22 protein-coding genes are annotated in these 22,753 nt (G+C 70.9%); 20 read left to right on the forward strand and 2 right to left on the reverse strand.

Going from position 1 to position 22,753, the window contains the following annotated elements:
* Nucleotides 1-15 precede the first annotated feature (15 nt).
* Genes AC1MEY_RS04940 through AC1MEY_RS04990 form a run of 11 tightly spaced genes read left to right on the forward strand, consistent with a single transcriptional unit; the run spans nucleotide 16 to nucleotide 11,579 of the window.
* Nucleotides 16-2,019 carry a dipeptide ABC transporter ATP-binding protein gene (locus AC1MEY_RS04940; protein ID WP_480229605.1) on the forward strand — a complete coding sequence of 668 codons (2,004 nt, stop codon included), beginning with the start codon at nucleotides 16-18 and terminating at the stop codon, nucleotides 2,017-2,019.
* The gene (locus AC1MEY_RS04945) at nucleotides 2,020-2,898 is read left to right on the forward strand and encodes an ABC transporter permease (protein ID WP_480229606.1); all 879 of its coding nucleotides are present in this window, start codon (nucleotides 2,020-2,022) and stop codon (nucleotides 2,896-2,898) included.
* The gene (locus AC1MEY_RS04950; protein ID WP_480229607.1) at nucleotides 2,895-3,899 is read left to right on the forward strand and encodes an ABC transporter permease; all 1,005 of its coding nucleotides are present in this window, start codon (nucleotides 2,895-2,897) and stop codon (nucleotides 3,897-3,899) included. Before AC1MEY_RS04945 ends, AC1MEY_RS04950 begins: the two co-directional genes overlap by 4 nt.
* Complete coding sequence (locus tag AC1MEY_RS04955; RefSeq protein WP_480229608.1) at nucleotides 3,900-4,541, forward strand: cysteine hydrolase family protein; 642 nt, start codon at nucleotides 3,900-3,902, stop codon at nucleotides 4,539-4,541.
* On the forward strand, nucleotides 4,538-6,118 hold the full coding sequence (locus AC1MEY_RS04960) for an ABC transporter substrate-binding protein (RefSeq protein WP_480229609.1): 1,581 nt from the start codon (nucleotides 4,538-4,540) through the stop codon (nucleotides 6,116-6,118). The genes AC1MEY_RS04955 and AC1MEY_RS04960 overlap by 4 nt, the downstream gene beginning before the upstream one ends.
* Nucleotides 6,118-6,957 carry an N-acyl homoserine lactonase family protein gene (locus tag AC1MEY_RS04965; RefSeq protein WP_480229610.1) on the forward strand — a complete coding sequence of 280 codons (840 nt, stop codon included), beginning with the start codon at nucleotides 6,118-6,120 and terminating at the stop codon, nucleotides 6,955-6,957. Before AC1MEY_RS04960 ends, AC1MEY_RS04965 begins: the two co-directional genes overlap by 1 nt.
* A complete protein-coding gene (gene allB / locus AC1MEY_RS04970; protein WP_480229611.1) occupies nucleotides 6,958-8,256 on the forward strand; it encodes an allantoinase AllB in 1,299 nt (432 codons plus the stop codon).
* On the forward strand, nucleotides 8,253-9,008 hold the full coding sequence (locus tag AC1MEY_RS04975) for an aspartate/glutamate racemase family protein (RefSeq protein ID WP_480229612.1): 756 nt from the start codon (nucleotides 8,253-8,255) through the stop codon (nucleotides 9,006-9,008). Before allB ends, AC1MEY_RS04975 begins: the two co-directional genes overlap by 4 nt.
* Complete coding sequence (gene alc / locus AC1MEY_RS04980; RefSeq protein ID WP_480229613.1) at nucleotides 9,005-10,018, forward strand: allantoicase; 1,014 nt, start codon at nucleotides 9,005-9,007, stop codon at nucleotides 10,016-10,018. Before AC1MEY_RS04975 ends, alc begins: the two co-directional genes overlap by 4 nt.
* Entirely contained in the window at nucleotides 10,015-10,542 is a 528-nt protein-coding gene (locus tag AC1MEY_RS04985; protein WP_480229614.1) for a hypothetical protein, read from the forward strand. The genes alc and AC1MEY_RS04985 overlap by 4 nt, the downstream gene beginning before the upstream one ends.
* Complete coding sequence (locus AC1MEY_RS04990; protein ID WP_480229615.1) at nucleotides 10,539-11,579, forward strand: isopenicillin N synthase family dioxygenase; 1,041 nt, start codon at nucleotides 10,539-10,541, stop codon at nucleotides 11,577-11,579. Before AC1MEY_RS04985 ends, AC1MEY_RS04990 begins: the two co-directional genes overlap by 4 nt.
* Here AC1MEY_RS04990 and AC1MEY_RS04995 read toward each other — a convergent pair.
* Nucleotides 11,572-12,621 (reverse strand): iron-siderophore ABC transporter substrate-binding protein, encoded by a 1,050-nt coding sequence (locus tag AC1MEY_RS04995; protein WP_480231303.1) that lies wholly within the window; start codon nucleotides 12,619-12,621, stop codon nucleotides 11,572-11,574. The two genes, AC1MEY_RS04990 and AC1MEY_RS04995, sit on opposite strands and share 8 nt — an antisense overlap.
* A 221-nt stretch (nucleotides 12,622-12,842) precedes the next feature.
* On the opposite strand from AC1MEY_RS04995, the gene ctaD reads away from it, so the two are divergent.
* Both ctaD and serB read left to right on the forward strand, forming a co-directional pair.
* Nucleotides 12,843-14,588 carry an aa3-type cytochrome oxidase subunit I gene (gene ctaD / locus AC1MEY_RS05000; protein ID WP_480229616.1) on the forward strand — a complete coding sequence of 582 codons (1,746 nt, stop codon included), beginning with the start codon at nucleotides 12,843-12,845 and terminating at the stop codon, nucleotides 14,586-14,588.
* Between the two features lie 2 nt (nucleotides 14,589-14,590).
* Nucleotides 14,591-15,823 (forward strand): phosphoserine phosphatase SerB, encoded by a 1,233-nt coding sequence (serB, locus tag AC1MEY_RS05005; protein ID WP_480229617.1) that lies wholly within the window; start codon nucleotides 14,591-14,593, stop codon nucleotides 15,821-15,823.
* 3 nt (nucleotides 15,824-15,826) lie between these two features.
* Here the strand turns inward: serB and yczR are convergent, their stop codons facing one another.
* Nucleotides 15,827-17,269 carry a MocR-like transcription factor YczR gene (gene yczR / locus AC1MEY_RS05010; protein WP_480229618.1) on the reverse strand — a complete coding sequence of 481 codons (1,443 nt, stop codon included), beginning with the start codon at nucleotides 17,267-17,269 and terminating at the stop codon, nucleotides 15,827-15,829.
* Nucleotides 17,270-17,447: 178 nt separating this feature from the next.
* On the opposite strand from yczR, the gene AC1MEY_RS05015 reads away from it, so the two are divergent.
* The 7 genes from AC1MEY_RS05015 to AC1MEY_RS05045 are packed head-to-tail and all read left to right on the forward strand — an operon-like array spanning nucleotide 17,448 to nucleotide 22,748.
* A complete protein-coding gene (locus AC1MEY_RS05015; RefSeq protein ID WP_480229619.1) occupies nucleotides 17,448-17,594 on the forward strand; it encodes a hypothetical protein in 147 nt (48 codons plus the stop codon).
* Complete coding sequence (yczE, locus tag AC1MEY_RS05020) at nucleotides 17,591-18,277, forward strand: membrane protein YczE (protein ID WP_480229620.1); 687 nt, start codon at nucleotides 17,591-17,593, stop codon at nucleotides 18,275-18,277. The genes AC1MEY_RS05015 and yczE overlap by 4 nt, the downstream gene beginning before the upstream one ends.
* A complete protein-coding gene (locus AC1MEY_RS05025) occupies nucleotides 18,187-19,077 on the forward strand; it encodes an ABC transporter ATP-binding protein (protein ID WP_480229621.1) in 891 nt (296 codons plus the stop codon). The genes yczE and AC1MEY_RS05025 overlap by 91 nt, the downstream gene beginning before the upstream one ends.
* Nucleotides 19,074-19,922, forward strand: a complete 849-nt coding sequence (locus AC1MEY_RS05030) for an NUDIX hydrolase (RefSeq protein ID WP_480229622.1) — start codon at nucleotides 19,074-19,076, stop codon at nucleotides 19,920-19,922. Before AC1MEY_RS05025 ends, AC1MEY_RS05030 begins: the two co-directional genes overlap by 4 nt.
* Complete coding sequence (locus AC1MEY_RS05035; RefSeq protein WP_480229623.1) at nucleotides 19,919-20,575, forward strand: enoyl-CoA hydratase-related protein; 657 nt, start codon at nucleotides 19,919-19,921, stop codon at nucleotides 20,573-20,575. Before AC1MEY_RS05030 ends, AC1MEY_RS05035 begins: the two co-directional genes overlap by 4 nt.
* A gap of 23 nt (nucleotides 20,576-20,598) precedes the next feature.
* Complete coding sequence (locus tag AC1MEY_RS05040) at nucleotides 20,599-21,576, forward strand: class I SAM-dependent methyltransferase (protein WP_480229624.1); 978 nt, start codon at nucleotides 20,599-20,601, stop codon at nucleotides 21,574-21,576.
* Entirely contained in the window at nucleotides 21,531-22,748 is a 1,218-nt protein-coding gene (locus AC1MEY_RS05045; protein ID WP_480231304.1) for a THUMP-like domain-containing protein, read from the forward strand. The genes AC1MEY_RS05040 and AC1MEY_RS05045 overlap by 46 nt, the downstream gene beginning before the upstream one ends.
* The last annotated feature ends 5 nt before the right edge of the window (nucleotides 22,749-22,753 follow it).

Below are 22,753 nucleotides of genomic sequence, written 5' to 3' on the forward strand. Positions count from 1 at the left end.
CCCCGGGAGTGCTCGATGGGCATCGCCGTTTCCGCAGTCGACCCGCCCGCCGTGGCGGCCGCTGCGGTACCGTCGACACCCGATCCCGTCGCGACCGTCGCCGACCTGCGGGTCACGTTCCGCCGCAACGGTCGTGACGTCCACGCGCTGCGGGGAGTGTCGCTCGCCGTGGCGCCGGGGGAGATCCTCGGCCTGGTCGGCGAATCCGGATCCGGCAAGAGCGTGTTGGGCTTCACGCTGCTGGGCCTGCTGCCCGCGAGCGCCCGGGTCGACGGCACCGTGTCGGTGGTCGGCTCCGACATGGTCGACGGCGACGCCAAGGCGCAGCGCAAGGTCCGCCGCCTCGACCTGGGCGCGGTGTTCCAGGATCCGATGACGTCGCTGAACCCGACCATGCGGATCGGCAGGCAGGTCGCCGAGGCGGCGGGCAGCGACGTGGAGGCGCTGCGGCTGCTCACCGCCGTCGGCATCCCCGATCCGAAACGCAGGATGCGGGCCTTCCCGCACGAACTCTCCGGCGGTCTGCGCCAGCGCGTGATGATCGCCATCGCCATCGCCGGCGACCCGGAGCTGATCATCGCCGACGAGCCGACCACCGCCCTCGACGTCACGGTGCAGGCGCAGGTGCTGCGACTGCTGCAGCGGCTGCGCGACGAGATCGGCTGCAGCATCGTGCTGATCACCCACGACCTCGGAGTCGCCGCGCAGATCTCCGACCGCATCGCCGTGCTCTACGCGGGCCGCATCGCGGAGATCGGCCCCACCGAGGACGTCCTCGGCCGGCCCGCCCACCCGTACACTCACGGACTGCTGCGGTCGCGGCTGACGCTGCACACAGCCAGGGACCGCAAGCTCGCCGCCCTCGCGGGGTCGGTGCCCAGTGCGGTGACCCCGCTCCCGGGATGTGCCTTCGTGCCGCGCTGCGCACTGGCCACCGACGACTGCGCCACGGCGCCACCGGCTCCCGTCCCGGTCGGACCCGCCCGCGTCAGCGCCTGCATCCGGCCGCTCGACACGGTCGCCGAGGAACTCGGCGCGGCGTCGACCACCACCGCCGAGCCCTTCGCCGAGACCACCCGCACCGAACAGCCGCCCTCGGTGGTACTGCAGGACGTCACCAAGTCCTTCACCGTGGCCCGGCGCTGGCTGGACCGCTCGGGAACCAATCACGGCAAGCTGCAGGCGTTGCGCGGCGTGACGCTGCGCGTCGGTCACGGCGAGTCGGTGGCGCTGGTCGGCGAGAGCGGATCGGGCAAGTCGACGCTGCTGCGCGTCGTGGCCGGACTCGAGAAGCCGACGTCGGGGACCGTCGACCTCGCCGGCGGTGAGCGCCCACAGATGGTCTTCCAGGACGCCGGCGCCTCGCTCACCCCGTGGCTGTCGGTCGGCGAACTGATCGCCGAACGCCTGCGCCGCACGTCGATGTCGCGAGCCGAGCGCAAGGCCGCCGTGATCGAGGTGCTCGAGCGGGTGGGGCTGCCCGCGGAGGTCGCCAAGTCACGCGCCGGTCAACTGTCTGGCGGTCAGCGGCAACGGGTCTCGCTCGCGCGTGCCACGGTGGTGCCGCCCTCGGTGCTGCTGTGCGACGAGCCCACCAGCGCACTCGACGTCTCGCTCGCCGCGTCGGTGCTCAACCTGATCGGGGACCTCCGGCGCAGCCTCGACATGTCGGTCGTGTTCGTCACCCACGACCTGTCGGTGGCCCGCGTGGTCGCCGATCGGATTGCGGTGATGTACCTGGGCCGAATCGTGGAGGTCGGGCCCGCCGAGCGCGTCATCGGCGACCCCACCCATCCGTACACGCAGGCCCTCGTCGACTCCATCCCCGACATCGGCCGCGAATCCCGGATCCTCGCAGGCGAACCCGCAAGCCCGCTGTCCCCGCCGGACGGCTGTGCCTTCCACCCGCGCTGTCCGATCGCCGTCGACGCCTGCGGCGGCGCGGACCTCGACGTGCGCCTCGAGGGCGTGCCCGGCAATCCGCACCAGGTGGCCTGCATCGAACGGAGGGCCGTCTAGATGGCAATCGCGCTACCGGCCGCACCCCTGCCACGCCGCCGCGAGGGACGCCGCCTGCTGGCACTGCCCGAGTCGACGTCGTCGATCGTGAACTGGGTCGGCTTCTCGCTGGTGATCCTGGTGACGCTCGTCGCCGTCGCCGTCCCCCTGATCGCCCCGCACGACCCGCTGCTGCCCGTCGGCATGCCGCTGCAGGCGCCCGGCAAGGACGGCTTCCTGCTCGGGTCGGACTCCATCGGCCGCGACATCCTGTCCCGGGTGCTCTACGGCGCCCGGTCCAGCTGGTTCGCCGCACTCGCGGTGGTCGCGATCGGTCTCCTGTTCGGCGGTCTCGTCGGCCTCGTCGCGGGCACCCTCGGCGGCTGGGTCGACACGGTGCTGATGCGCATCACCGACGCGTTCCTGTCGCTGCCCGCACCGGTTCTCGCGATCGCCGTGGTGGCCGCACTCGGACCGAGCTTCCTGCACACCCTCATCGCCGTGTCGATCGTGTGGTGGCCGTTCTACGCCCGGCTGGTGCGCGGCGAGATCGTGCGGCTCGCGGCGCGTCCCCACGTGGAGGCCGCACGGCTCGCCGGCGTCGGCCCGATCCGGCTCGCGCGACGGCACCTGCTGCCCGGCGCGGTGCCCAACGCGGTGGTGGCGGCCAGCCTCGACATCGGCACCCTGATCCTCACCCTGGCCGCCCTGTCGTTCCTCGGCCTCGGGGCCGCCGCGCCCGCACCGGAACTGGGCGCGGACTCCGCGCGCAACCTGAGTTACTTCCTGCAGCAGTGGTGGATTCCGGTGATGCCTGGTCTCGGCGTGCTGGTGCTCGCGCTGATCGGGAACGTGGCGGGGGACTGTCTGCGGAATCTCATGAAGGGGAATGGCCGGTGAAGACCTTCGTGGCGACCCGGGTGGGCGCGATGGTGGCGATCCTCATCGCACTGACCGGCGTCCTGTTCGTGCTCCAGCACATCTCGCCGCTCGACCCGGTCAAGGCGCAGCTCGGCGCGCAGGCCTCCGCCGAGGCCGTCGCGGCACGCCGAGAAGCCCTCGGGCTCAACGAACCGCTGCTCGCGCAGTTCTGGAATTACCTGACCGGCGCGGTCAGCGGAGACCTGGGCACGTCCTACCGCACGCGGCACTCGGTCCTGAGCGATCTCGGCGACTTCCTACCCGCCACCCTGGAACTCGCGCTGTTCGGGCTCGCGATCGCGATCCTGCTGGCCGTGCTGCTCGCGTTCAGCACCACCCTGCGGTGGCGTGGCGCGGGCCTCCTACGGGCGGTGCTGTTCACCGGGTCGTCGGCGCCGATGTTCCTGCTCGGCATCCTCGGCCTGATCGTCTTCTACCAGCAGCTCGGCTGGGTCCCGGCCAACGGCCGCACGTCGATCACGGATCTGCCGGATGGTCCGACGGGCCTGCTGACCGTCGACGGCCTGCTGCACTTTCGGTTCGACGTCATGGCCGACGCGATCCACCACCTGCTGCTGCCGGGATTCGTCATCGCGATCGGGCCTGCCGTCGCGATCGGCCGGGTGCTGCGCAGCAGCCTGATCGGCGACATGGACAGCGACTACGCCCGCACCGCACGGGCCAAGGGCCTGTCGGAGGGCCGCATCATGGCCGGCCACATCCTGCGCAACTCCGTCGGCGCCGCACTGTCGATGACGGGACTGCAGGTGGGCCTGATGTTCTCGGGCGTCCTCGTCGTCGAGCAGGTGTTCGGCTGGCCGGGCATCGGGCAGTACATCGCGCAGAGCATCCCCGTCGCCGACTTCCCGGCCATCGCCGGTGTCACGCTGATGCTCGGCGCCCTCTACGTGTTCATCAACACGGCGGTCGACCTGCTCCAGGCGGCCGCTGATCCACGCATCGCAGTCACAGGAGGATAAGTGCCGAAACAACCGCTCATCGTGGGCAACCCCGTTCTGGTGGTCGTCGACATGCAGGAAGCCGGTGACATGCCCGCCGAGGAGGTGGGCATCGAGCACATGCCGGGCTACGACGGACGGATCGAGCGGGCGCAGAGCCTGATCGAGGCGGCACGGGCAGCGGAACTGCCGATCGTGTTCTTCCAGGAGGTACACCGGCCCAGCGGCATCGACTTCGGCCGCGAACTCGACGGCGTCGAGGGCGAGCACTGCGTGGACGGGCGGCCCGGCACGCCGCTGCACCCGGCGCTGCTGCCGAAGTTCGACGGTCCGAACCACGAGTTCCACATCGTCAAGCGCCGCTACTCCGGTTTCATCGGAACGGAATTCGAGATCGTGCTGTCGGGGCTGAAGGCCTCGACGCTGATCCTCGTCGGCGGTCTCACCGACGTGTGCGTGCACTACACCTTCGCCGACGCGCACCAGCGTGACTTCTACGTCCGGGTCGTGACCGACTGCGTGGGCGGGTCGACCCAGTACCGGCACGACGCGGCGCTCGACGCGATGGAGTACCTGCAGAGCGGTGCCATGCGCACCACCGACGAGATCCTCGAGGCGTTCGCCGCGCTCACCGCCCCCGTACTCCAAGGAGCCGCACGATGATCCGTCGCCTCAAGGTCCTCGCCGCGCTGGGTGCCACGACGGTGCTGGCGCTCACCGCGTGCGGTGGCTCCGATTCCGGCGGCGGCACGCCGAACGCCGCACCCACGGACAAGGTGCTGCACGTGTCGTTCCTGCAGGATCCGGGGCAGCCACCGGATCCCGACATCTTCTACGCCGGCCAGGGCCTGCTCCTCACGACCAACCTGTACGAGGGTCTGCTGCAGTACAAGGGCGGAACCGCCTCGCCCGAGATCGAGCCGCTGCTGGCCACCGAGTGGACCGAGTCTCCCGACCACCGGGTGTTCACGTTCAAGTTGCGCCAGGGCGTCACCTTCCACGACGGCACGCCGTTCACCTCCGCGGCGATCAAGGCCTCCTTCGACCGGCGCCTCGCGGTCGACCAGGGCCCGGCCTACATGGTCAAGGACGTCGAATCGGTCACGACGCAGGGCGATTATGACGCGACGATCACGCTCAAGGCGCCCAACTCCGCGTTCCTCGACTACATGGCCTCGCCCTACGGCCCGCGGATGGTCAGTCCGGAGGGACTGAAGAAGAACGCCGGCGGCGACAACGCGCAGGGATACCTCACCAACCACGACCTCGGCACCGGTCCGTACACGCTGACCGCGGCCGAGGTGGGGTCGCGCTACGCACTCGCCTCCTACCCGCAGTACTGGGGTGACAAGCCGTACTTCGAGACGGTCGAGATCCCCGTGATCACCGACGTGTCCGCCCAGCAGCTGCAGTTCAACAACGGGCAGATCGCGGCGATCATGCACGACCTGCCGTCCTCGGCCGTGGAGCAGTACCTGAACGACGACAAGTTCGCGCACTACTCACTGCCGACGATGATGTCGAACTACCTGTACCTCAACCCGCGGAAGGGAATGATGACCGACGTCGCCACGCGCAACGCGGTGATGCAGGCCATCGACGTCGACGCACTGGTGAAGCAGACCTACTTCGGCCGCGGCAAGAAGGCCGAACAGGTGTACCCGCCGAACATGATGGCGGCCGAGTTCGCCAAGCAGGACGTCACCCACGATCCGTCGGTGCTCTCGGGGCTCGCCGCGAATCTGCCCGCGGACCAGAAGTCGATCACCATCGGCTACGACTCGTCCAACCCCGACAACCAGCTGATCAGCAACCTGATCCAGACTCAGCTCGCCGCAGCGGGTCTCACCGCCAAGGTGCAGAGCTACCCGACGTCGGAGATCTACGGCTGGATCGGCACGGACGGGCAGACGGCGCCCGAGATCTTCTCGGCGACGGCCTGGCCGGACGCGCCCTCGCCCTACACCTGGGGACACATCTCGTTCGACCCGGACGGCGGCCTGAACTACCTCGGCTGCTCGGCCCCGCCCGTGACCGCGGCGCTGGCCGAGGGCCTGAACACGGGCCAGCCGCAACCGTTCTCGACCGCCGCCCTGGAGGCGACCAAGACCGGCTGCTGGCTCAACATGGCCGACGTCGACGACTTCGTGGTCGCGCAGCCGTGGCTGAAGGGCGTCGAGCAGGCGCACGTCGTCACCAACCCGAACTCGCTGCGGCTGTTCGAACTGTCGGCGGGCTGATGGCGACGCTGGTCCATCGCAGCGGCGTGCGCCGGATCGTCCTCCTGACCCTCGGCTGGGAGGACCTGCCGAAGTCGGTGTCGGTGCACGGCGCGCCCGCGGACCAGACCATGCGCGAGCCCGTGCCCGGTGTGCTGCTGGAGACCGACGGCGGGTGGGTGCTGCTCGACACCGGTTTCAACACCGCGCTCATCCGCGACCCGTACCTGCGTCGCCGGTACTACCCGAGCGTGGAGTATCAGCCGGTGCTGCCGGGTCCGGGGGAGCCGATCGAGGAGTCGCTCGAGAAGATCGGCGTGGACGTCGACGACATCCACCTGGTCGCGGTGTCCCACCTGCACACCGACCACGCCGGCGGCCTCAAGCTGTTCGCCGGCAAGGTGCCGGTGCACGCGCAGCGCCGCGAACTCGAGTACGGCCTGTCGAACCACCCGGAACCGGAGAAGCACGCCATCTTCCGGGTGGACTTCGACGATCCGAACATCGACTGGCAGCTCGCCGACGGTGAGTCGGAGGTCGCGCCCGGGATCACGGCGGTGCCCACCTACGGGCACACGCCGGGCCATCAGAGCTTCGTGGTCCGGCTCGACGAATCGGTGACGGGCGGTGACGGTCCGGACGGCTACGTGTTCGCGTTCGACGCGGCCGACCTGACCGAGAACATCGAGAACGAGTCGGCGATCGGCGGTTTCATCGACGTCGCGCCCGAGGAGACGGTCGAGCCGATCCGCAGGCTCAAGAAGTTGGCCGCCGACAACGGCTATCCGCTGATCCCGGGCCACGATCCGCACGTGTGGCCGGAGATGACGACGCACTTCCACGACCGGTTCGGAGCCTGAGTGGACCTGGTGCTGCGCGCCGAACGCGTCCTGCTCGACGGTGCGATCAGGCCCGCCTCGGTCGGGATCGTCGGCGGCATGGTGGTCGACGTCGGTCCCCTCGACGCCGGGTTCACGGCGACGCACGAGGTGACTTTGCCGCCGGAGACCGTGCTGCTGCCGGGGTTCGTCGACACCCACGTGCACGTCGACGATCCCGGCACGGACTGGGAGGGGTTCGCGACGGCGACTGCCGCCGCGGCGGCCGGGGGCATCACCACGCTGGTGGACATGCCGCTGGACTCCGTGCCGGTCACCACCACCGTCGCCGCGCTCGAGGCGAAACGCCGGTCGGCACGGGGCAACTGCCGCGTCGACGTCGCGTTCTGGGGTGGCGTCGTCCCCGACAACGTCGGTGCGCTCGCGCCGCTGGCCGCCGCGGGGGTGCGCGGGTTCAAGTGCTTCCTCGCCGACTCCGGCAACCCCGACTTCCCCCATCTGGAACCGGCCGCGTTCCGCGCGGCGATGGCCGAGATGGCCGCGCTCGGCGCGGTTCTCCTCGTCCACGCCGAGAGCCACCGTCTCATCGAGGCGAGCCCGCCGGCTTGCGGCACCGACTACGCGTCGTTCCTCCGGTCGCGACCCGACGCGGCCGAGGAGGACGCCGTCGCCCTGGTGATCGACGCGGCCCGCGCGACCGGAGCGCGGGTACACGTCGTGCACGTCTCGAGCGCGGACGTGCTGCCCGCGATCGCGGCGGCCAAGCGCACCGGGGTCGCGATCACCGCCGAGACCTGCCCGCACTACCTGACGTTCGACGCCGAGACGGTGCCCGACGGCGGCGTCGAGTACGCGGCGTGCCCACCCATCCGCGGTGCGGCCAACCGCGACCTGCTGTGGGCAGGCCTGCGCGACGGCACCCTCGACATGATCGTGTCCGATCACTCGCCCTGCACGCCGGACCTCAAGGGCAACGGCGACTTCGGCCGCGTGTTCGGTGGGATCAGCTCACTGCAGGTGAGCCCTCGGGCGGCGTGGACGCAGGCGTCGGCGCGCGGAATCGGGCTGCCGGAGCTGAGCCGGTGGACCTCGGAGCGGCCCGCCGCCCTCGCCGGGTTCGCCGACCGCGGCCGGATCGCCGTGGGACTGCGGGCCGACCTGTGCGCCTTCGCCCCGGATGCCGAGGAGGTGGTGCACGCCTCGACCCTGCGCCACCGGCACCCGGTGAGCCCCTACGACGGCATCGCGCTGCGCGGTGCGGTCCACCAGACCTGGGTGGCGGGGACCTCGGTCTACGCCCGGGTGCCGGAGCCGGCATGAGGATCCTGGTGCTCAACCCCAACACGTCGCCGTCAATGACCGCCGAGATCCTCGCCGCGGCGCGGGCTGCCGCGGCACCGGACACCAAGATCGTCGCGCTGCCCGCACCGTTCGGTGCGTCCGCGATCGACTCGGCCGCGGAGAGCTACCTGTCGGCCGTCGCCGTCATGGACGTCGTCGCGACCCTGCTCGACGGCGGCCGGTTCGACTTCGACGCCGTCGTGCTGGCCGGCTTCGGCGAGCACGGCCGGGATGCGCTGGCCGAGATGCTCGTGGTGCCGGTGTTCGACATCGCCGAGTGCGCCGCGCACGTCGCCCACCTGATCGGGCGCCGGTTCTCGGTGGTGACCACGCTGGGCCGCTCGATCGCCCCGATCCAGGACCGGCTCCAATTGGCCGGTCTCGCCGCGCATTGCGCGTCGGTGCGGGCGTGCGGGCTGGGCACTGCCGAGGTCGACGCCGATCCCGACGGTGCCGTGCGGGCGATCGTCGCGGAGGCGGCCCGCGCGGTGACCGAGGACGGAGCGGACGTGATCTGCCTCGGCTGCGCGGGGATGGCTGGGGTGACGGCGGCGATCGCGGCCGAACTCGGAGTGCCTGCCGTCGACGGCGTCGCCGCGGCCGTGGCGCTCGCACAGGCCGTCGTGCACCTGGGCCTGTCGACCAGCAACGTCGGCGTCTACGCGCCCGGACCGGACAACCCGCGCAGCCACTGGCCCATCTCCGCCGCGCTGGGACGTGGCGTCTCGTGACCGAGGTGGATCTGGCGTCGCGTGCCGTGGGCGGCAGCGTCATCGCCGCGAGCGACGAATCCTTCGGCGTCAAGGAACGTCTCGTCGACCCGGCGGAGCCCGCGTTCGTGCCCGGGACCTACGACCTGCGCGGCGAGGTCGTCGACGGCTGGGAGACCCGCAGGCACGCCGGTGCCGACGGCGACTGGGCGATCGTCCGGCTGGGTGCGCCGGGCCGCATCCGCTCGGTCGACGTGGACACCCGATCCTTCTCCGGCAACCACCCGACGGCCTGCCGCATCGACGCGTGCGTGCTGACCCAGACGGCGGACGCCACGGACCCGGACGTCGCGTGGACCGCGCTGGCCGACGAGACCGTACTGAAGGCCGACGCGCACAACGCCATCGTCGTGACGGACCGGAGACGGTGGACCCACGTGCGACTGCGCCTGTCCTCCGACGGCGGGGTGGCGCGGCTGCGCGTCCACGGCGAGGTGATCCCCGACCCCGACGCGTGGTCCGACGTCACCGTGGAGATGTCGGGTCTGGAGCAGGGTGGCCGCGTCCAATGGTGCAGCGACGGCTTCTATTCGGACGCCGGTGCCCTCATCGCCCCCGGCCGGCCGAGGAACATGGGCGACGGCTGGGAGACCCGCAGGCGCCGTGACGTGGGTCCCGACACGCACGACGCGGTGCTGATCTCCTTCGCGGCCGCCGCCGACCTCCGCCGCGTCGAGGTCGACACGTCGTACTTCGTGTTCAACGCCTCACCCGAGGTCTCGATCCTCGGCAGCCAGGGCGGCCCCGACGGTGAACACGGCTGGGCGCTGGTGCCGTTCGACGTCGAGGTGCTTCCACGAACGCGCCTCGCCGCCGACGCGCGGCAGGTGTTCACCGTCGACGCGCGCGGCATCACCGCCCTGCGCGTGCAGGCCTACCCCGACGGCGGCATCGCGCGGGTGCGCGCGCTCGGCACCCCGACCCCCGACGGATGGATCCGGATGCGCGAACGATGGGAGGAGTCGTCGTGACGACGGTCGTGGCAGCGGACTGCACGGGCCTCTGGCGACGCACGTTGCTCGTCGGCGCGGACGGCTCGCGGGACGCCAGCACGGGCGTGCTCTGGCTGCAGGGGCCGACGGCGTACGTCGACTCGCGCGGGTTCGCCGGCACGCTGCGCCAGCGCGGCGACGTGTTCGAGTGGCATCGCGACGTCGAGGTCGAACCGCCCGGACCGTTCCCCGACGCCGGCGCCATGCACTGGGACGGCGACACCCTCGTCGAGACCGGCGTCCACGAGGACTACGTCGAGCACTGGGCCCGGGATCCGGGACCCACCTCGCCGTGCGGAGCGGTGTTCGTGCGCGGCCCCGACGGCAGTCGCGGTCTGGTCGTGCGGTCCGGGCCGCTGTTCGGCTGGGCGGGCGGCGGAGTGGTCGTCATCGACGAGGTCGGCGGCCCGCGCTGGGCCGATCTTCGCTTCGGCAGCAACCAGATCCGTGCCAACGGCGTGCGCTGGATCATCGACGAATACGAAGGGACAGTGAATCAATGAATGGGGCAACGTCTTTCACCACCGTACCGGTCGTGGACATCAGCGGTCTCCGATCGACCGACCGCGCCGAACGCGAACGCGTCGCCGCGGAGATCGGCCGCGCGGCCCGCGAGGTGGGCTTCCTCTACGTCAGTGGCTCGGGTGTCGACGAGGCGCTGTTCGACCGCATGCTCGACGCCACCGCGGCGTTCTTCGCCCTCCCGCTGGAGGAGAAGATGCGCAGCTACATCGGACACTCGACGTGTCACCGGGGCTACGTGCCGGTGGGCGAGGAGGGCGTCGAGAACGGGACGCCCGACCTCAAGGAGGCATTCGACACGGCGCTCGACCTGCCCGCCGACGACCCGGACCACCTCGCCGGCAACCCGATGCTCGGTCCCAACGCGTGGCCGGACCTTCCCGGCTTCGCCGAGGCCGTCACCGCCTACTACGACGCCGTCCTCGACGTGGGTCAGCGGCTGCTGTGGGCGTTCGCGGTCGCGCTCGGCGAGGACCCCGACGTGTTCTCCCGGCACGCCACCAAGACGCCCAGCCAGTTGCGGCTCGTCCACTACCCGTTCAACCCGGAGGCGCAGGACGCCATCGGCATCGGCGCCCACACCGACTACGAGTGCTTCACCCTGCTCAAGCCCACCGCGCCCGGCCTCGAGGTGATGAACGGGGCGGGGGAGTGGATCGACGTCCCGCCCGTGCCCGGCACGTTCGTGGTCAACATCGGCGACCTGCTCGAGCTGTGGACCAACGGCGCCTTCGTCGCCACCAGTCACCGGGTGCGCAAGGTGGTCGAGGAGCGGTACTCGTTCCCGCTGTTCTTCAACGTCGACTACTACACCGAGGTGCGACCACTGCCGCAGTTCGCCGGCGACGGTCCGCAACGGGCGCCGCTGCGTGCCGGCGAGCACCTGTTCGCCCAGACCGCGCAGTCGTTCGCCTACCTGCGCCGCCGACTCGACAGCGGCGACCTCGTCCTGCCCGAGGGCTCGCTGGGCCTGGGCCAGTTCGGCCAGCAGGCGCTGCACGGGGCGTCCGCTAGTTGATCGGCGAGTTCAGCATCCGCAGGTCCGCGAGGATGCCGCGCGCCGCGACGATGCCCTCGCCCGACTGCCACACCTCGTCGTTGACCACGAACACCCGGTTGTCGCGCGTGGCGGACAACCGGCGCCAGGCGTCGCTGTCCATGACGTCGGGCGCTCGATCCTTGGCCGCGGAGGAGTCGAACGACACGTAGACGATGTCGCCCTCGGCGGCCGAGAAGTCGGCGTCGCCCAGGTCGGACGTGCCGACCTCCAGGTAGGGCTCGTCGCTGAAGCGCTGCGCCGGGGGACGTTCGACGCCCACCGCGCGCAGCACGCTGCCCGCGAAGTCGTCGACGCCGGAGATCCGCATGGTGTCCTCGCCGAGCCGCACCACCGACGCCTGGTAGTGGGTGGCATCGTTCTGGACCCCGGTGGCCTTGGCGTCGGCGTCGAACCCCTCCAGTAGACGGGTGCCCGCACCGCCGCGGCCGGTCGCCTCGGCCACGGTGCGCAGGGTGTCCTGCCAGGCGACGCCCGGCGGTCCGGTGAACACCGTCGGTGCGATGGCCGACAGCGGGTCGTAGTCCTGGCCCGACAACGCCTCGGAACCGAGGATCAGGTCGGGCTTCGCCGCGCGCACGGCGTCGAGGTCCGGATCCGTCCGTACGCCGGCCGCCGGCACGTCGTGGACCACCTGGCCCAGATAGGACGGCTGGGTCCGGGTGTCGTCCGCCGTCGCCGCCGCCACGATGCGGGACTGCAGACCGAGCGCGCACAGCGCGTCGAGCTGATCACCGGACAGCACCACGATGCGCTGCGGATCGGCGGGCACCTCGGACGTGCCCGCCGCGTGCCGGACCTCCCGGCGCTCGGGGCCCTCGTCGACGGGTGCGGGCTCGGGTGCGCACGACTCGTCGGGGCGGCGCTGATTTCCCAGGACGGTGGCACCCGCCACCCTGGTGGTGCTCGTCACGGGGGCGTCGGCGGCGGACGCGGAGCCTTGCTCGGCGTCGGCGCCACAGCCGCCCAGGGCGGTGGTCACCGTGGCCGCCAGGACGGCCATGCCGGCGACGACGGGACCCGGTCGCGGGCGTGGGAACGGCACTCGTAAAAAGTAACAGCCGAGTTGATCTTTCAGCGGTTTCCCAGCGGTCAGGGCCTCAGCGGCGACGCGTGGGTGGGAAATACGACACTTTGTAGGACCCCTGGCGCCAGACCCCCCGAGGAGGGTTACGATTCAACGGAGCACCCGGGGTGACCCGATCGACTTTCTTGGAGGATCTGTTGGTAGCCGAAGCGCCCCCGATCGGGGAACTCGAGGCACGGCGTCCGTTCCCGGCGCGACTGGGCCCCAAGGGCAGCCTGATCTACAAGCTGGTGACCACGACCGATCACAAGCTGATCGGCATCATGTACTGCGTCGCCTGCTTCATCTTCTTCTTCATCGGCGGCTTGATGGCGCTGTTCATGCGCACGGAACTCGCCCTGCCCGGGCTGCAGTTCCTGAGCAACGAGCAGTACAACCAGCTGTTCACCATGCACGGCACGGTGATGCTGCTCTTCTACGCGACGCCCATCGTGTTCGGCTTCGCCAACCTGGTGCTGCCGCTGCAGATCGGCGCCCCCGACGTCGCCTTCCCGCGACTCAACGCGTTCTCGTTCTGGCTGTTCCTGTTCGGTGCGCTGATCGCCATCGGCGGGTTCATCACCCCCGGCGGTGCCGCCGACTTCGGCTGGACCGCCTACTCGCCGCTGACCGACGCGGTCCACTCGCCCGGCGCGGGCGGTGACCTTTGGATCATGGGTCTGGCCGTCGGTGGTCTCGGCACCATCCTCGGTGGCGTGAACATGATCACCACCGTCGTCTGCATGCGTGCCCCGGGCATGACCATGTTCCGGATGCCGATCTTCACCTGGAACATCCTGGTGACGTCGATCCTGGTGCTGCTGGCCTTCCCGCTGCTGACCGCCGCGCTGTTCGGCCTCGCCGCCGACCGCCACCTCGGTGCCCACGTCTACGACCCGGCCAACGGCGGTGTGCTGCTGTGGCAGCACCTGTTCTGGTTCTTCGGTCACCCCGAGGTGTACATCATCGCGCTGCCGTTCTTCGGCATCGTCAGCGAGATCTTCCCGGTGTTCAGCCGCAAGCCGATCTTCGGCTACACCACGCTGATCTACGCGACGCTGGCCATCGCCGCACTCTCCGTGGCGGTGTGGGCGCACCACATGTACGCCACCGGCGCCGTGCTGCTGCCGTTCTTCAGCTTCATGACGTTCCTGATCGCGGTGCCCACGGGCATCAAGTTCTTCAACTGGATAGGCACGATGTGGAAGGGGCAGTTGACCTTCGAGACACCGATGCTGTTCTCGGTCGGCTTCCTCGTCACGTTCCTGCTCGGTGGCCTGTCCGGCGTCCTGCTGGCCAGCCCCCCGCTGGACTTCCACGTGACGGACAGCTACTTCGTCATCGCGCACTTCCACTACGTGCTCTTCGGCACCATCGTGTTCGCCACCTACGCGGGCATCTACTTCTGGTTCCCGAAGATGACCGGCCGCCTGCTCGACGAGCGCCTGGGCAAGCTGCACTTCTGGCTGACGTTCATCGGCTTCCACACCACCTTCCTGGTGCAGCACTGGGTCGGTGACGAGGGCATGCCCCGCCGCTACGCCGACTACCTGGCCTCGGACGGCTTCACGACCCTCAACGTCGTGTCGACCGCGGGATCGTTCATCCTCGGCCTGTCGACGCTGCCGTTCGTGTGGAACGTCTTCAAGAGCTGGCGCTACGGCGAGCCCGTCGTGGTCGACGACCCCTGGGGCTACGGCAACTCGCTCGAGTGGGCCACCAGCTGCCCGCCGCCGCGGCACAACTTCTCCGAGCTGCCCCGGATCCGTTCGGAGCGCCCGGCGTTCGAGCTGCACTACCCGCACATGGTGGAGCGGATGCGGGCCGAGGCCCACATCGGCGGCGGACCGCACCCGTCCGGCGGTGACGTCACCGAGAACGACGACGTCAGGGTCCGCAGCTGACGGTGAACTCGTCGAAGGTGTCGGTGCTGATCACCGTCACCGGCGTCGATCAGCCGGGTGTCACCTCGGCCCTGTTCGAGGTGCTGTCACGGCACGACGTCGAGCTGCTCAACGTCGAACAGGTGGTCGTCCGCGGCCGTCTGACGCTGGCCGTCCTCGTGGCGGGTGCCGACGAGATCGCCGGCGGGCCGGCGCTGCGCGACGAGGTCAACACGGCCATCCGCAGCGTCGGACTGGACGTGACGATCGAGCGCAGCGACGACCTCGCCGTGCTGCGCGAGCCGTCCACCCACAGCATCGTGGTGCTGGGCAGGCCCATCACCGCGGAGGGCTTCGGTGTCGTCGCCCGTGAGGTCGCGGCGCTGGGCGTGAACATCGACACCATCCGCGGCGTGTCCGACTACCCGGTGACCGGGCTGGAACTCAGGGTGTCGGTGCCACCGGGCGCCGCCTACGGCCAGCTCCAGCAGGCGCTGGCCCGGGTCGCGGTCGCCGAGAGCGTCGACATCGCACTCGAGGACTACAGCCTGTCGCGGCGGGCCAAGCGGCTCATCGTGTTCGACGTCGACTCCACGCTGATCCAGGGCGAGGTCATCGAGATGCTCGCCGCGCGGGTCGGGGCCGAGGCCGCCGTCGCCGAGGTGACCGAGGCCGCGATGCGCGGTGAACTCGACTTCGCAGAGTCACTGCACCGCCGCGTCGCCACCCTGGCCGGCCTGCCCGCCGAGGTGCTCGACGACGTCGCCGACCAGATCGAACTGACCGCGGGCGCGCGCACCACCATCCGGACGCTGCGCCGCCTCGGCTACCACTGCGGCATCGTGTCGGGCGGCTTCCGCCAGGTGATCGAACCGCTGGCCCACGAACTGATGATGGACTTCGTGGCCGCCAACGAACTCGAGATCGTCGACGGCAAGCTCACCGGCCGCGTGGTCGGCGAGGTCATCGACCGGCCCGGCAAGGCCAAGGCACTGCGCAACTTCGCCCAGCAGGTCGGCGTGCCCATGGAGCAGACCGTCGCGGTGGGGGACGGCGCCAACGACATCGACATGCTGGCGGCGGCCGGTCTGGGTGTGGCGTTCAACGCCAAGCCCGCGCTGCGCGAGGTGGCCGACGCCTCGCTCAGCCATCCCTACCTCGACACCGTGCTGTTCCTGCTCGGCGTGACGCGTGGCGAGATCGAGGCCGCCGACGCCAGCGACGGCACCTACCGCCGCGTCGACATCCCCGAATAGCTGCTACACCACGACGGCGCCGTAGTCCGCGCTGCCGGATCCCGTCACGGAATACCAGGCCCGCGAGAGCAATTCGACCGCCTCGGTGAGCCGCTCCTCGGGCAGCGTGTACGGCACCCGGATGAACCGCTCGAGTGTCCCGTCGACGCCGAACCGCGGCCCGGGCGGGATCTCCAGGCCCATCCGCGACGCGGCGGCCGACAGCGCCGAACTCATCGGCGCGGGGAGCCGGATCCACAGCGACAGGCCACCGGTCCCCGGCAGCGGCTGCCAGTCCGGCAGCAGCTCGTCGAGGAGCGCGAGCAGCAGGGCACGCCGTCGACGCAGGATGTCGCGGCGCTCGGGCAGCACCTCGTGCTCGGCGGCCAGCAGTTCGGCGGCGGCGAGCTGCTCGACGATCGGCGTGCCCATGTCGATCGACGGGCGCAGTGCCGCGATCGTGGCCAGCGTGCTGCGTTCGGCGCGGATCCAGCCGATCCGCAGGCCGCCCCAGAACGACTTCGACATCGAGCCGACGGTCAGCACCAGATCGCGGCGCGCCGTCATCGACGCGGCCAGGGGAGCGGGCACGGGCTGATCGAGCCACATGTCGGTGATCGTCTCGTCGACGATCGTCCGGGTGCGGGTCTCGGCGATCACGCGCGCCACGTCGCGCCGCTCGCGCTCGGGCATGGCGAGCCCGGTGGGGTTGTGGTTGTCCGGGATCAGATACGCCAGCGTGGGCGCCAGCTGGCGCATCGCGGCCTCGATCGCGTCGACGTCCCAGCCGTCGCTGGTGACCGCCACCGGTACCGGACGCAGTCCGCGGGTCGCCATCGCCGAGAGTGCACCGTGATAGGTGGGCTGCTCGACCAGGACGCGGTCACCGGGCTGGGTGTAGGTCGCCAGGATGAGGCCGATCGCGTGCAGCGCGCCCGTGGTCACCAGGATCTCGTCGGGCGATGTGGGAAGGCCACGCGCGCAATACCTCTCGGCGAGCGCCTCACGCAGCGGTGTGACCCCCGTCAGTTCGATGCCCAGGTCGTGCAGGTAGGGCGTCACCTGATCGGCCGCGCGCGCGAACGCCCGGGTGGCGGCCGCCACGGGTGCGGCGATCGTCGCGGCCGCGAGGTTGACCGTCGTCGGCGTCGGGACGACGGTGCCGGCGCGGCTCACGGGTATCGCGGTCGTGCTGCGCGCACCCCGCCGGCCGTTCAGGTAGCCGTCGTCGCGCATCTGGGCGTACGCGGCGGTCACCGTGGTGCGCGACACCCGCAGCGCGTCGGCGAGCGCCCGCTCGCTGGGCAGCTGCGCGCCGACCGGGAGACGGCCGTCGATGATCAGCAGCCGGAGCCCGTCGGACAGACCCTGATACGCGGGACCACTGGCGGTCGACGTCCGCCAGTTGCCGAGTTCGCGGACGAGCAGGTCCACGTCGAGCCGGCGGCCACTCAGATCGTCGATCATCAGGCCACTTTCCCTCAACTGGCCTGAATCGGCAAGGGCTGGACGGGTCAGTGGGCCAGAGAGGCCACCACTGGACCCAAAATGAGCGCAATTGGAGCCAGTCCGGCCAAACTGGATATTGATCAAGTCTGCGATCAGGGTCCACTATCGACGCATGGCACATCAGTGGACCTCTCGGATGACGACATCGGCTCGCAGGATGGGCAGGGTGTTCCGCACCGTCCCGCGTCCGGCCGGCTCGGCGGGTTACGCCGACGACGCCGACCTGCGGCGTTCGCGCGCCGACCTCGACGCCGTGCGCGCCCGTTTCCCCGACCACGCATGACGCGCGCCGGCGCACGCGGGGCCGCCCTGCTCCTGGGGCTCATCGGCTACGGCTTCTCCATGGCGGTCATGGTCCAGGCCAACCTCGGTCTCGACCCGTGGGACGTGTTCCACCAGGGACTGGCCGAGCGCACCGGAATGACCCTCGGCACCGCGACCGCCCTGGTCGGCGTCGTCGTGCTGCTCGCGTGGATCCCGCTGCGCACCCGGCCCGGCATCGGCACGGTGGCCAACGTCGTCGTGATCGCCGTCGTCGTCGACCTGGGGATCGCCCTGCTGCCGGCGCCCGACGCCATGTGGATCCGGGTGTCGATGATGCTCGGTGCCGTCGTCCTCAACGCGGTCAGCACGGTGCTCTACATCGGCGCGGGCCTCGGGCCGGGCCCCCGCGACGGGTTGATGACGGGCCTGGTCGCACGGACCGGGCTGTCGGTACGGCTGGTCCGGACGTCGATCGAGGCGACCGTGCTGGCGGCGGGCTGGCTGCTCGGCGGCACCGTCGGTGTGGGCACCGTGATCTACGCACTGGGCATCGGCCCACTCGTGCAGGTGGTGCTGAAGGTGACGCCACGGCGTTGGCTCGCCGTCAGCGGTTGGGCGTTCGTGCCGTCCCGCCTGACTACGATGGGCGAGTGCCCAGAGCCGGAGACGAGCCAGAAGAGTCGGTCGACCCAGACCTGCTGATCGACTTCGCCAAGGTCAGCCTGCGCCGCGGCGGCAAGACCCTCGTCGGCCCGATCACCTGGGCGGTCGAACTCGACGAGCGCTGGGTCGTGGTCGGGCCCAACGGCGCGGGCAAGACGTCGCTGCTGCGGATTGCCGCGGCCATGGAGCATCCCTCGTCGGGCACCGCCTACGTGCTCGGCGAGCGGCTCGGCCGCACCGACATGGCCGAACTCCGGTCCCGCGTGGGACTCAGCAGTTCCGCACTGTCGCAACGGGTTCCCGACGACGAGGTGGTCCGCGACCTGGTGGTCTCGGCCGGGTACGCGGTGCTCGGCCGGTGGCGGGAGAAGTACGACGACGTCGACTACGAGCAGGCCGTCGACATGCTGGAGAGCATCGGCGCCGAGCACCTCGCCGAACGGACCTACGGCACCCTGTCCGAGGGTGAGCGCAAACGCGTGCTCATCGCCCGGTCGATGATGACCGACCCCGAACTGCTGCTGCTCGACGAGCCCGCGGCCGGACTGGACCTCGGCGGCCGCGAGGAACTGGTGGCGCGGCTGGCCGACCTGGCCGCCGACCCCGACGCGCCCGCGATGGTGCTGGTCACCCACCACGTCGAGGAGATCCCGCAGGGCTTCAGCCACTGCCTGCTGCTGTCCGAGGGCGCCATCGTCGCGGCCGGTCTGCTGAGCGACGTGCTGACGTCGGAGAACCTGTCGGCGGCGTTCGGCCAGTCCATCGCACTCGACGTCATCGACGGTCGCTACTTCGCGCGGCGCACCCGCACCCGCGCGGCACACAGGAGGCGTGCATGACCCAGGACCCCGATCCGCTGGTACCGCGGCCCGCCTCGACGGTGATGCTGCTGCGGGACGCCGCCTCGGGCACCGCGGACGGCCCCATCGAGATCTTCCTCATGCGGCGGCACTCCGCGATGGACTTCGTGGCGGGGGTCATGGTGTTCCCCGGCGGCGGCGTCGACGAACGCGACCGCGGCACCGGGACCGCCTGGTACGGCCCCGAGCCCGCCTGGTGGGCCGAGCGCCTGGGCGTCGACGTCGACCTCGCGCAGGCCCTGGTGTGCGCGGCCGCACGCGAGACCTTCGAGGAGTCCGGCGTGCTGTTCGCCGGCCCGGCCGACGACTCCGACGTCCTGGTCGACGACGCGTCGGTGTACCGCGAGCAGCGCGCGGCACTGGCCAACAACTCGCTGTCGTTCGCCGACTTCCTGCGCGCCGAGAAGCTGGTGCTGCGCGCCGACCTGCTCCGCCCGTGGGCCAACTGGGTCACGCCGAAGGAGGAGCGCACCCGCCGGTACGACACCTACTTCTTCGTCGGTGCCATGCCGAAGGGGCAGCGCGCCGACGGCGACAACACCGAGACCGACCGCGCCTTCTGGTCGACCCCGCAGGCCGCACTCGACGAGTTCGCCGAGGGGCGCTCGTTCCTGCTGCCGCCGACGTGGACGCAGCTCGACTCGCTCAACGGCCGGACCGTCGACGAAGTGCTCGCCGTCGAGCGCACGATCGTCGCCATCGAACCCAGCCTCGCCGCCGACAAGGTGACGGGCAACTGGGAGATCGAGTTCTTCGACGGCGAGCGCTACAACGCGGCGCGCAACCGCCGCGGCCCGCAGGGCTACGACACCGCCCCGACATGACCGACGTCGTCGGAGAGTTCGTCGCCGTCCACGTCCGCGACGGGATCGGCACGCTGGCGCTGTCGCGACCACCCACCAACGCGCTCACCAGGCAACTCAACCGCGAGATCGAGGCAGGTGCCCGCGCGATCGGCGACCGCGGCGACGTCACCGCGGTCATCGTGTTCGGCGGCCACGAGATCTTCTCCGCCGGCGCCGACCTGCCCGAACGCCGGACGCTGACCGCCGCGGAGGCGGCCGCGGCCGACGACGCCGCACGCCGCGCCGTCGACGCCGTCGCCGCGATCGCCCGGCCGACCGTCGCCGCGATCACCGGCTACGCGCTGGGTGGCGGGCTGACCCTGGCGCTGGCCGCCGACTGGCGCATCAGCGGCGACAACGCGCGGTTCGGCGCCACCGAGATCCACGACGGTCTGGCCGCCACCGCGGACGCGGCGTCGCGGCTGACTCGCACGGTGGGGCAGAGCACGGCCAGGGACCTGGTGTTCAGCGGTCGCTTCGTCGACGCCGAGGAGGCCCGCGCGATAGGTCTGGTCGACGAGTCGGTGGCCCCCGACCACGTGTACGACGCCGCGCTGCGGTGGGCGGGCCGGTTCGCCGACGCGTCACCGGCGGCGCTGGCCGCCGCAAAGGCGGCGTTCGCCCTGGGCTGACCCGGCCCGTTAGGCTGCCCTTCATGAGTGTTGATCACACGGCACCGGTGCCCAACCCGCACGCCACCGCCGAAGAGGTCGAGGCCGCGCGCCACGACACCAAGCTCGCCCAGGTGCTCTATCACGACTGGGAGGCCGAGAGCTACGACGACAAGTGGTCGATCAGCTACGACCAGCGCTGCATCGACTACGCCCGCGGCCGGTTCGACGCGATCGTCCCCGACGAGATCCAGCGTGAGCTGCCCTACGACCGGGCGCTGGAGCTGGGCTGCGGCACCGGCTTCTTCCTGCTCAACCTCGTTCAGTCCGGCGTGGCCCGGCGCGGCTCGGTGACCGACCTGTCCCCGGGCATGGTGAAGGTGGCGACCCGCAACGGGCAGTCGCTGGGACTCGACATCGACGGCAAGGTCGCCGACGCCGAGGGCATCCCGTACGACGACGACACCTTCGACCTGGTCGTCGGCCACGCGGTGCTGCACCACATCCCCGACGTCGAACTGTCGCTGCGCGAGGTGATGCGCGTACTGAAGCCCGGCGGCCGGTTCGTGTTCGCGGGGGAGCCCACCACCACCGGCAACGTCTACGCGCGCAACCTGTCGACGCTGACGTGGCGGCTGGCGACCACCGTCACCAAGCTGCCCGGTCTGGACGGCTGGCGCCGCCCGCAGGAGGAACTCGACGAGTCCTCGCGTGCCGCCGCGTTGGAGGCGATCGTCGACCTGCACACCTTCGAGCCCAGCGACCTCGAGCGCATGGCCGCCAATGCCGGGGCCGTCGACGTGCGCACCGCCAGTGAGGAATTCACCGCCGCGATGCTGGGCTGGCCGGTGCGGACCTTCGAGGCGTCCGTCCCGCCGGGCCGATTGGGTTGGGGCTGGGCGAGGTTCGCGTTCAGGAGCTGGACGACGCTGAGCTGGGTGGACTCCACCGTGTGGCGCCACGTGGTGCCGAAGGGCTGGTTCTACAACGTGATGGTGACCGGGGTCAAGCCGCTGTCTTGAGCGCGGGACTGCGCTTCACCGTCGACGACGTCGCCTATCTCGGCGGCGACGACGGGCGTGACGCCCTCAGCGTCGTGGCGGCACTGCCGCTGTCCGACGCCAGCCGCATCGCCGACGTGGACACCGCGCGCCGGCGGTTCGGCGACCGCGCACCGGTCCTGATCGAGACCGTACTGCTCCGCCGGCGGGCCGCGGCCAAGTTCGCCGATCCGCACGCGTGGTTGTTCACCGACGAGGCCATGCAGCAGGCCACCCCGGAACCCGTTGCGGCACATCGTGCCCGGCGACTGGCCGGGGCTGTGGTGCACGACGTGACGTGTTCGGTGGGTGCCGAACTCGCCGCCCTGCGCTCGGTGGCGGCGCGGGTGGTGGGCAGCGACCTCGACCCGGTGCGCGCCGCGATGGCCCGCCACAACGTCGAGGGCGTCGACGTCCTGATCGCCGACGCGCTGCGACCGGTCACCCGCGACACCGTCGTGATCGCCGATCCCGCCCGCCGCGCCGGTGGGCGGCGCCGCTTCGACCCGCGGGACTACACACCTGCACTCGACGCGCTGCTCGACGTGTACGCCGGTCGCGACGTCGTCGTGAAGTGCGCGCCCGGAATCGATTTCACCGCACTGCCGGGTCTCGGCTTCCGCGGCGAGGTCGAGGTGACGTCGCTGGCGGGTGGCGTCCGCGAGGCGTGCCTGTGGGCGGCCGGACTGTCCGAACCCGGCGTCACCCGCCGCGCCACCGTGCTCGACCGGTCCGAGACGGTCACCGACGCCGAACCCGACGACTGCGTGACCGCCCCCGCCGGCCGGTGGATCGTCGACCCCGACGGTGCCGTCGTACGAGCGGGACTGGTGCGGCACTACGCCGCCCGCCACGGGCTGTGGCAGCTCGACCCCGAGATCGCCTACCTCTCCGGGGACCACCTGCCCGCAGGGGTACGCGGCTTCGAGGTGCTCGATCAGATCGACTTCAACGAACGCCGTCTGCGCCAGGCACTCTCGGCGCGCGAGGTCGGCGCCGTCGAGATCCTCGTCCGTGGCGTCGACGTCGATCCCGACGCGCTGCGCCGCCGGCTGAAGGTGCACGGGCCCCACCGCATCAGCGTCGTCATCACCCGCCTCGGCGCGGGCCGCGACAGCCGCGCGGTCGCGTACCTGTGCAGGCCGACACACTGACCGCG

It is taken from the genome of Mycobacterium sp. PTI7 (assembly GCF_056679845.1).

What these genes read in the sequence shown, in the direction of transcription:
- AC1MEY_RS04940 (WP_480229605.1), top strand. Translation starts at nt 16, where the DNA reads ATGGGCATCGCCGTTTCCGCAGTCGACCCGCCCGCCGTGGCGGCCGCT.
- AC1MEY_RS04945 (WP_480229606.1), top strand. Translation starts at nt 2,020, where the DNA reads ATGGCAATCGCGCTACCGGCCGCACCCCTGCCACGCCGCCGCGAGGGA.
- AC1MEY_RS04960 (WP_480229609.1), top strand. Translation starts at nt 4,538, where the DNA reads ATGATCCGTCGCCTCAAGGTCCTCGCCGCGCTGGGTGCCACGACGGTG.
- AC1MEY_RS04965 (WP_480229610.1), top strand. Translation starts at nt 6,118, where the DNA reads ATGGCGACGCTGGTCCATCGCAGCGGCGTGCGCCGGATCGTCCTCCTG.
- AC1MEY_RS04975 (WP_480229612.1), top strand. Translation starts at nt 8,253, where the DNA reads ATGAGGATCCTGGTGCTCAACCCCAACACGTCGCCGTCAATGACCGCC.
- AC1MEY_RS04990 (WP_480229615.1), top strand. Translation starts at nt 10,539, where the DNA reads ATGAATGGGGCAACGTCTTTCACCACCGTACCGGTCGTGGACATCAGC.
- AC1MEY_RS04995 (WP_480231303.1), bottom strand. Translation starts at nt 12,621, where the DNA reads ATGGCCGTCCTGGCGGCCACGGTGACCACCGCCCTGGGCGGCTGTGGC.
- yczR (WP_480229618.1), bottom strand. Translation starts at nt 17,269, where the DNA reads ATGATCGACGATCTGAGTGGCCGCCGGCTCGACGTGGACCTGCTCGTC.
- AC1MEY_RS05015 (WP_480229619.1), top strand. Translation starts at nt 17,448, where the DNA reads ATGACGACATCGGCTCGCAGGATGGGCAGGGTGTTCCGCACCGTCCCG.
- yczE (WP_480229620.1), top strand. Translation starts at nt 17,591, where the DNA reads ATGACGCGCGCCGGCGCACGCGGGGCCGCCCTGCTCCTGGGGCTCATC.
- AC1MEY_RS05030 (WP_480229622.1), top strand. Translation starts at nt 19,074, where the DNA reads ATGACCCAGGACCCCGATCCGCTGGTACCGCGGCCCGCCTCGACGGTG.
- AC1MEY_RS05035 (WP_480229623.1), top strand. Translation starts at nt 19,919, where the DNA reads ATGACCGACGTCGTCGGAGAGTTCGTCGCCGTCCACGTCCGCGACGGG.
- AC1MEY_RS05040 (WP_480229624.1), top strand. Translation starts at nt 20,599, where the DNA reads ATGAGTGTTGATCACACGGCACCGGTGCCCAACCCGCACGCCACCGCC.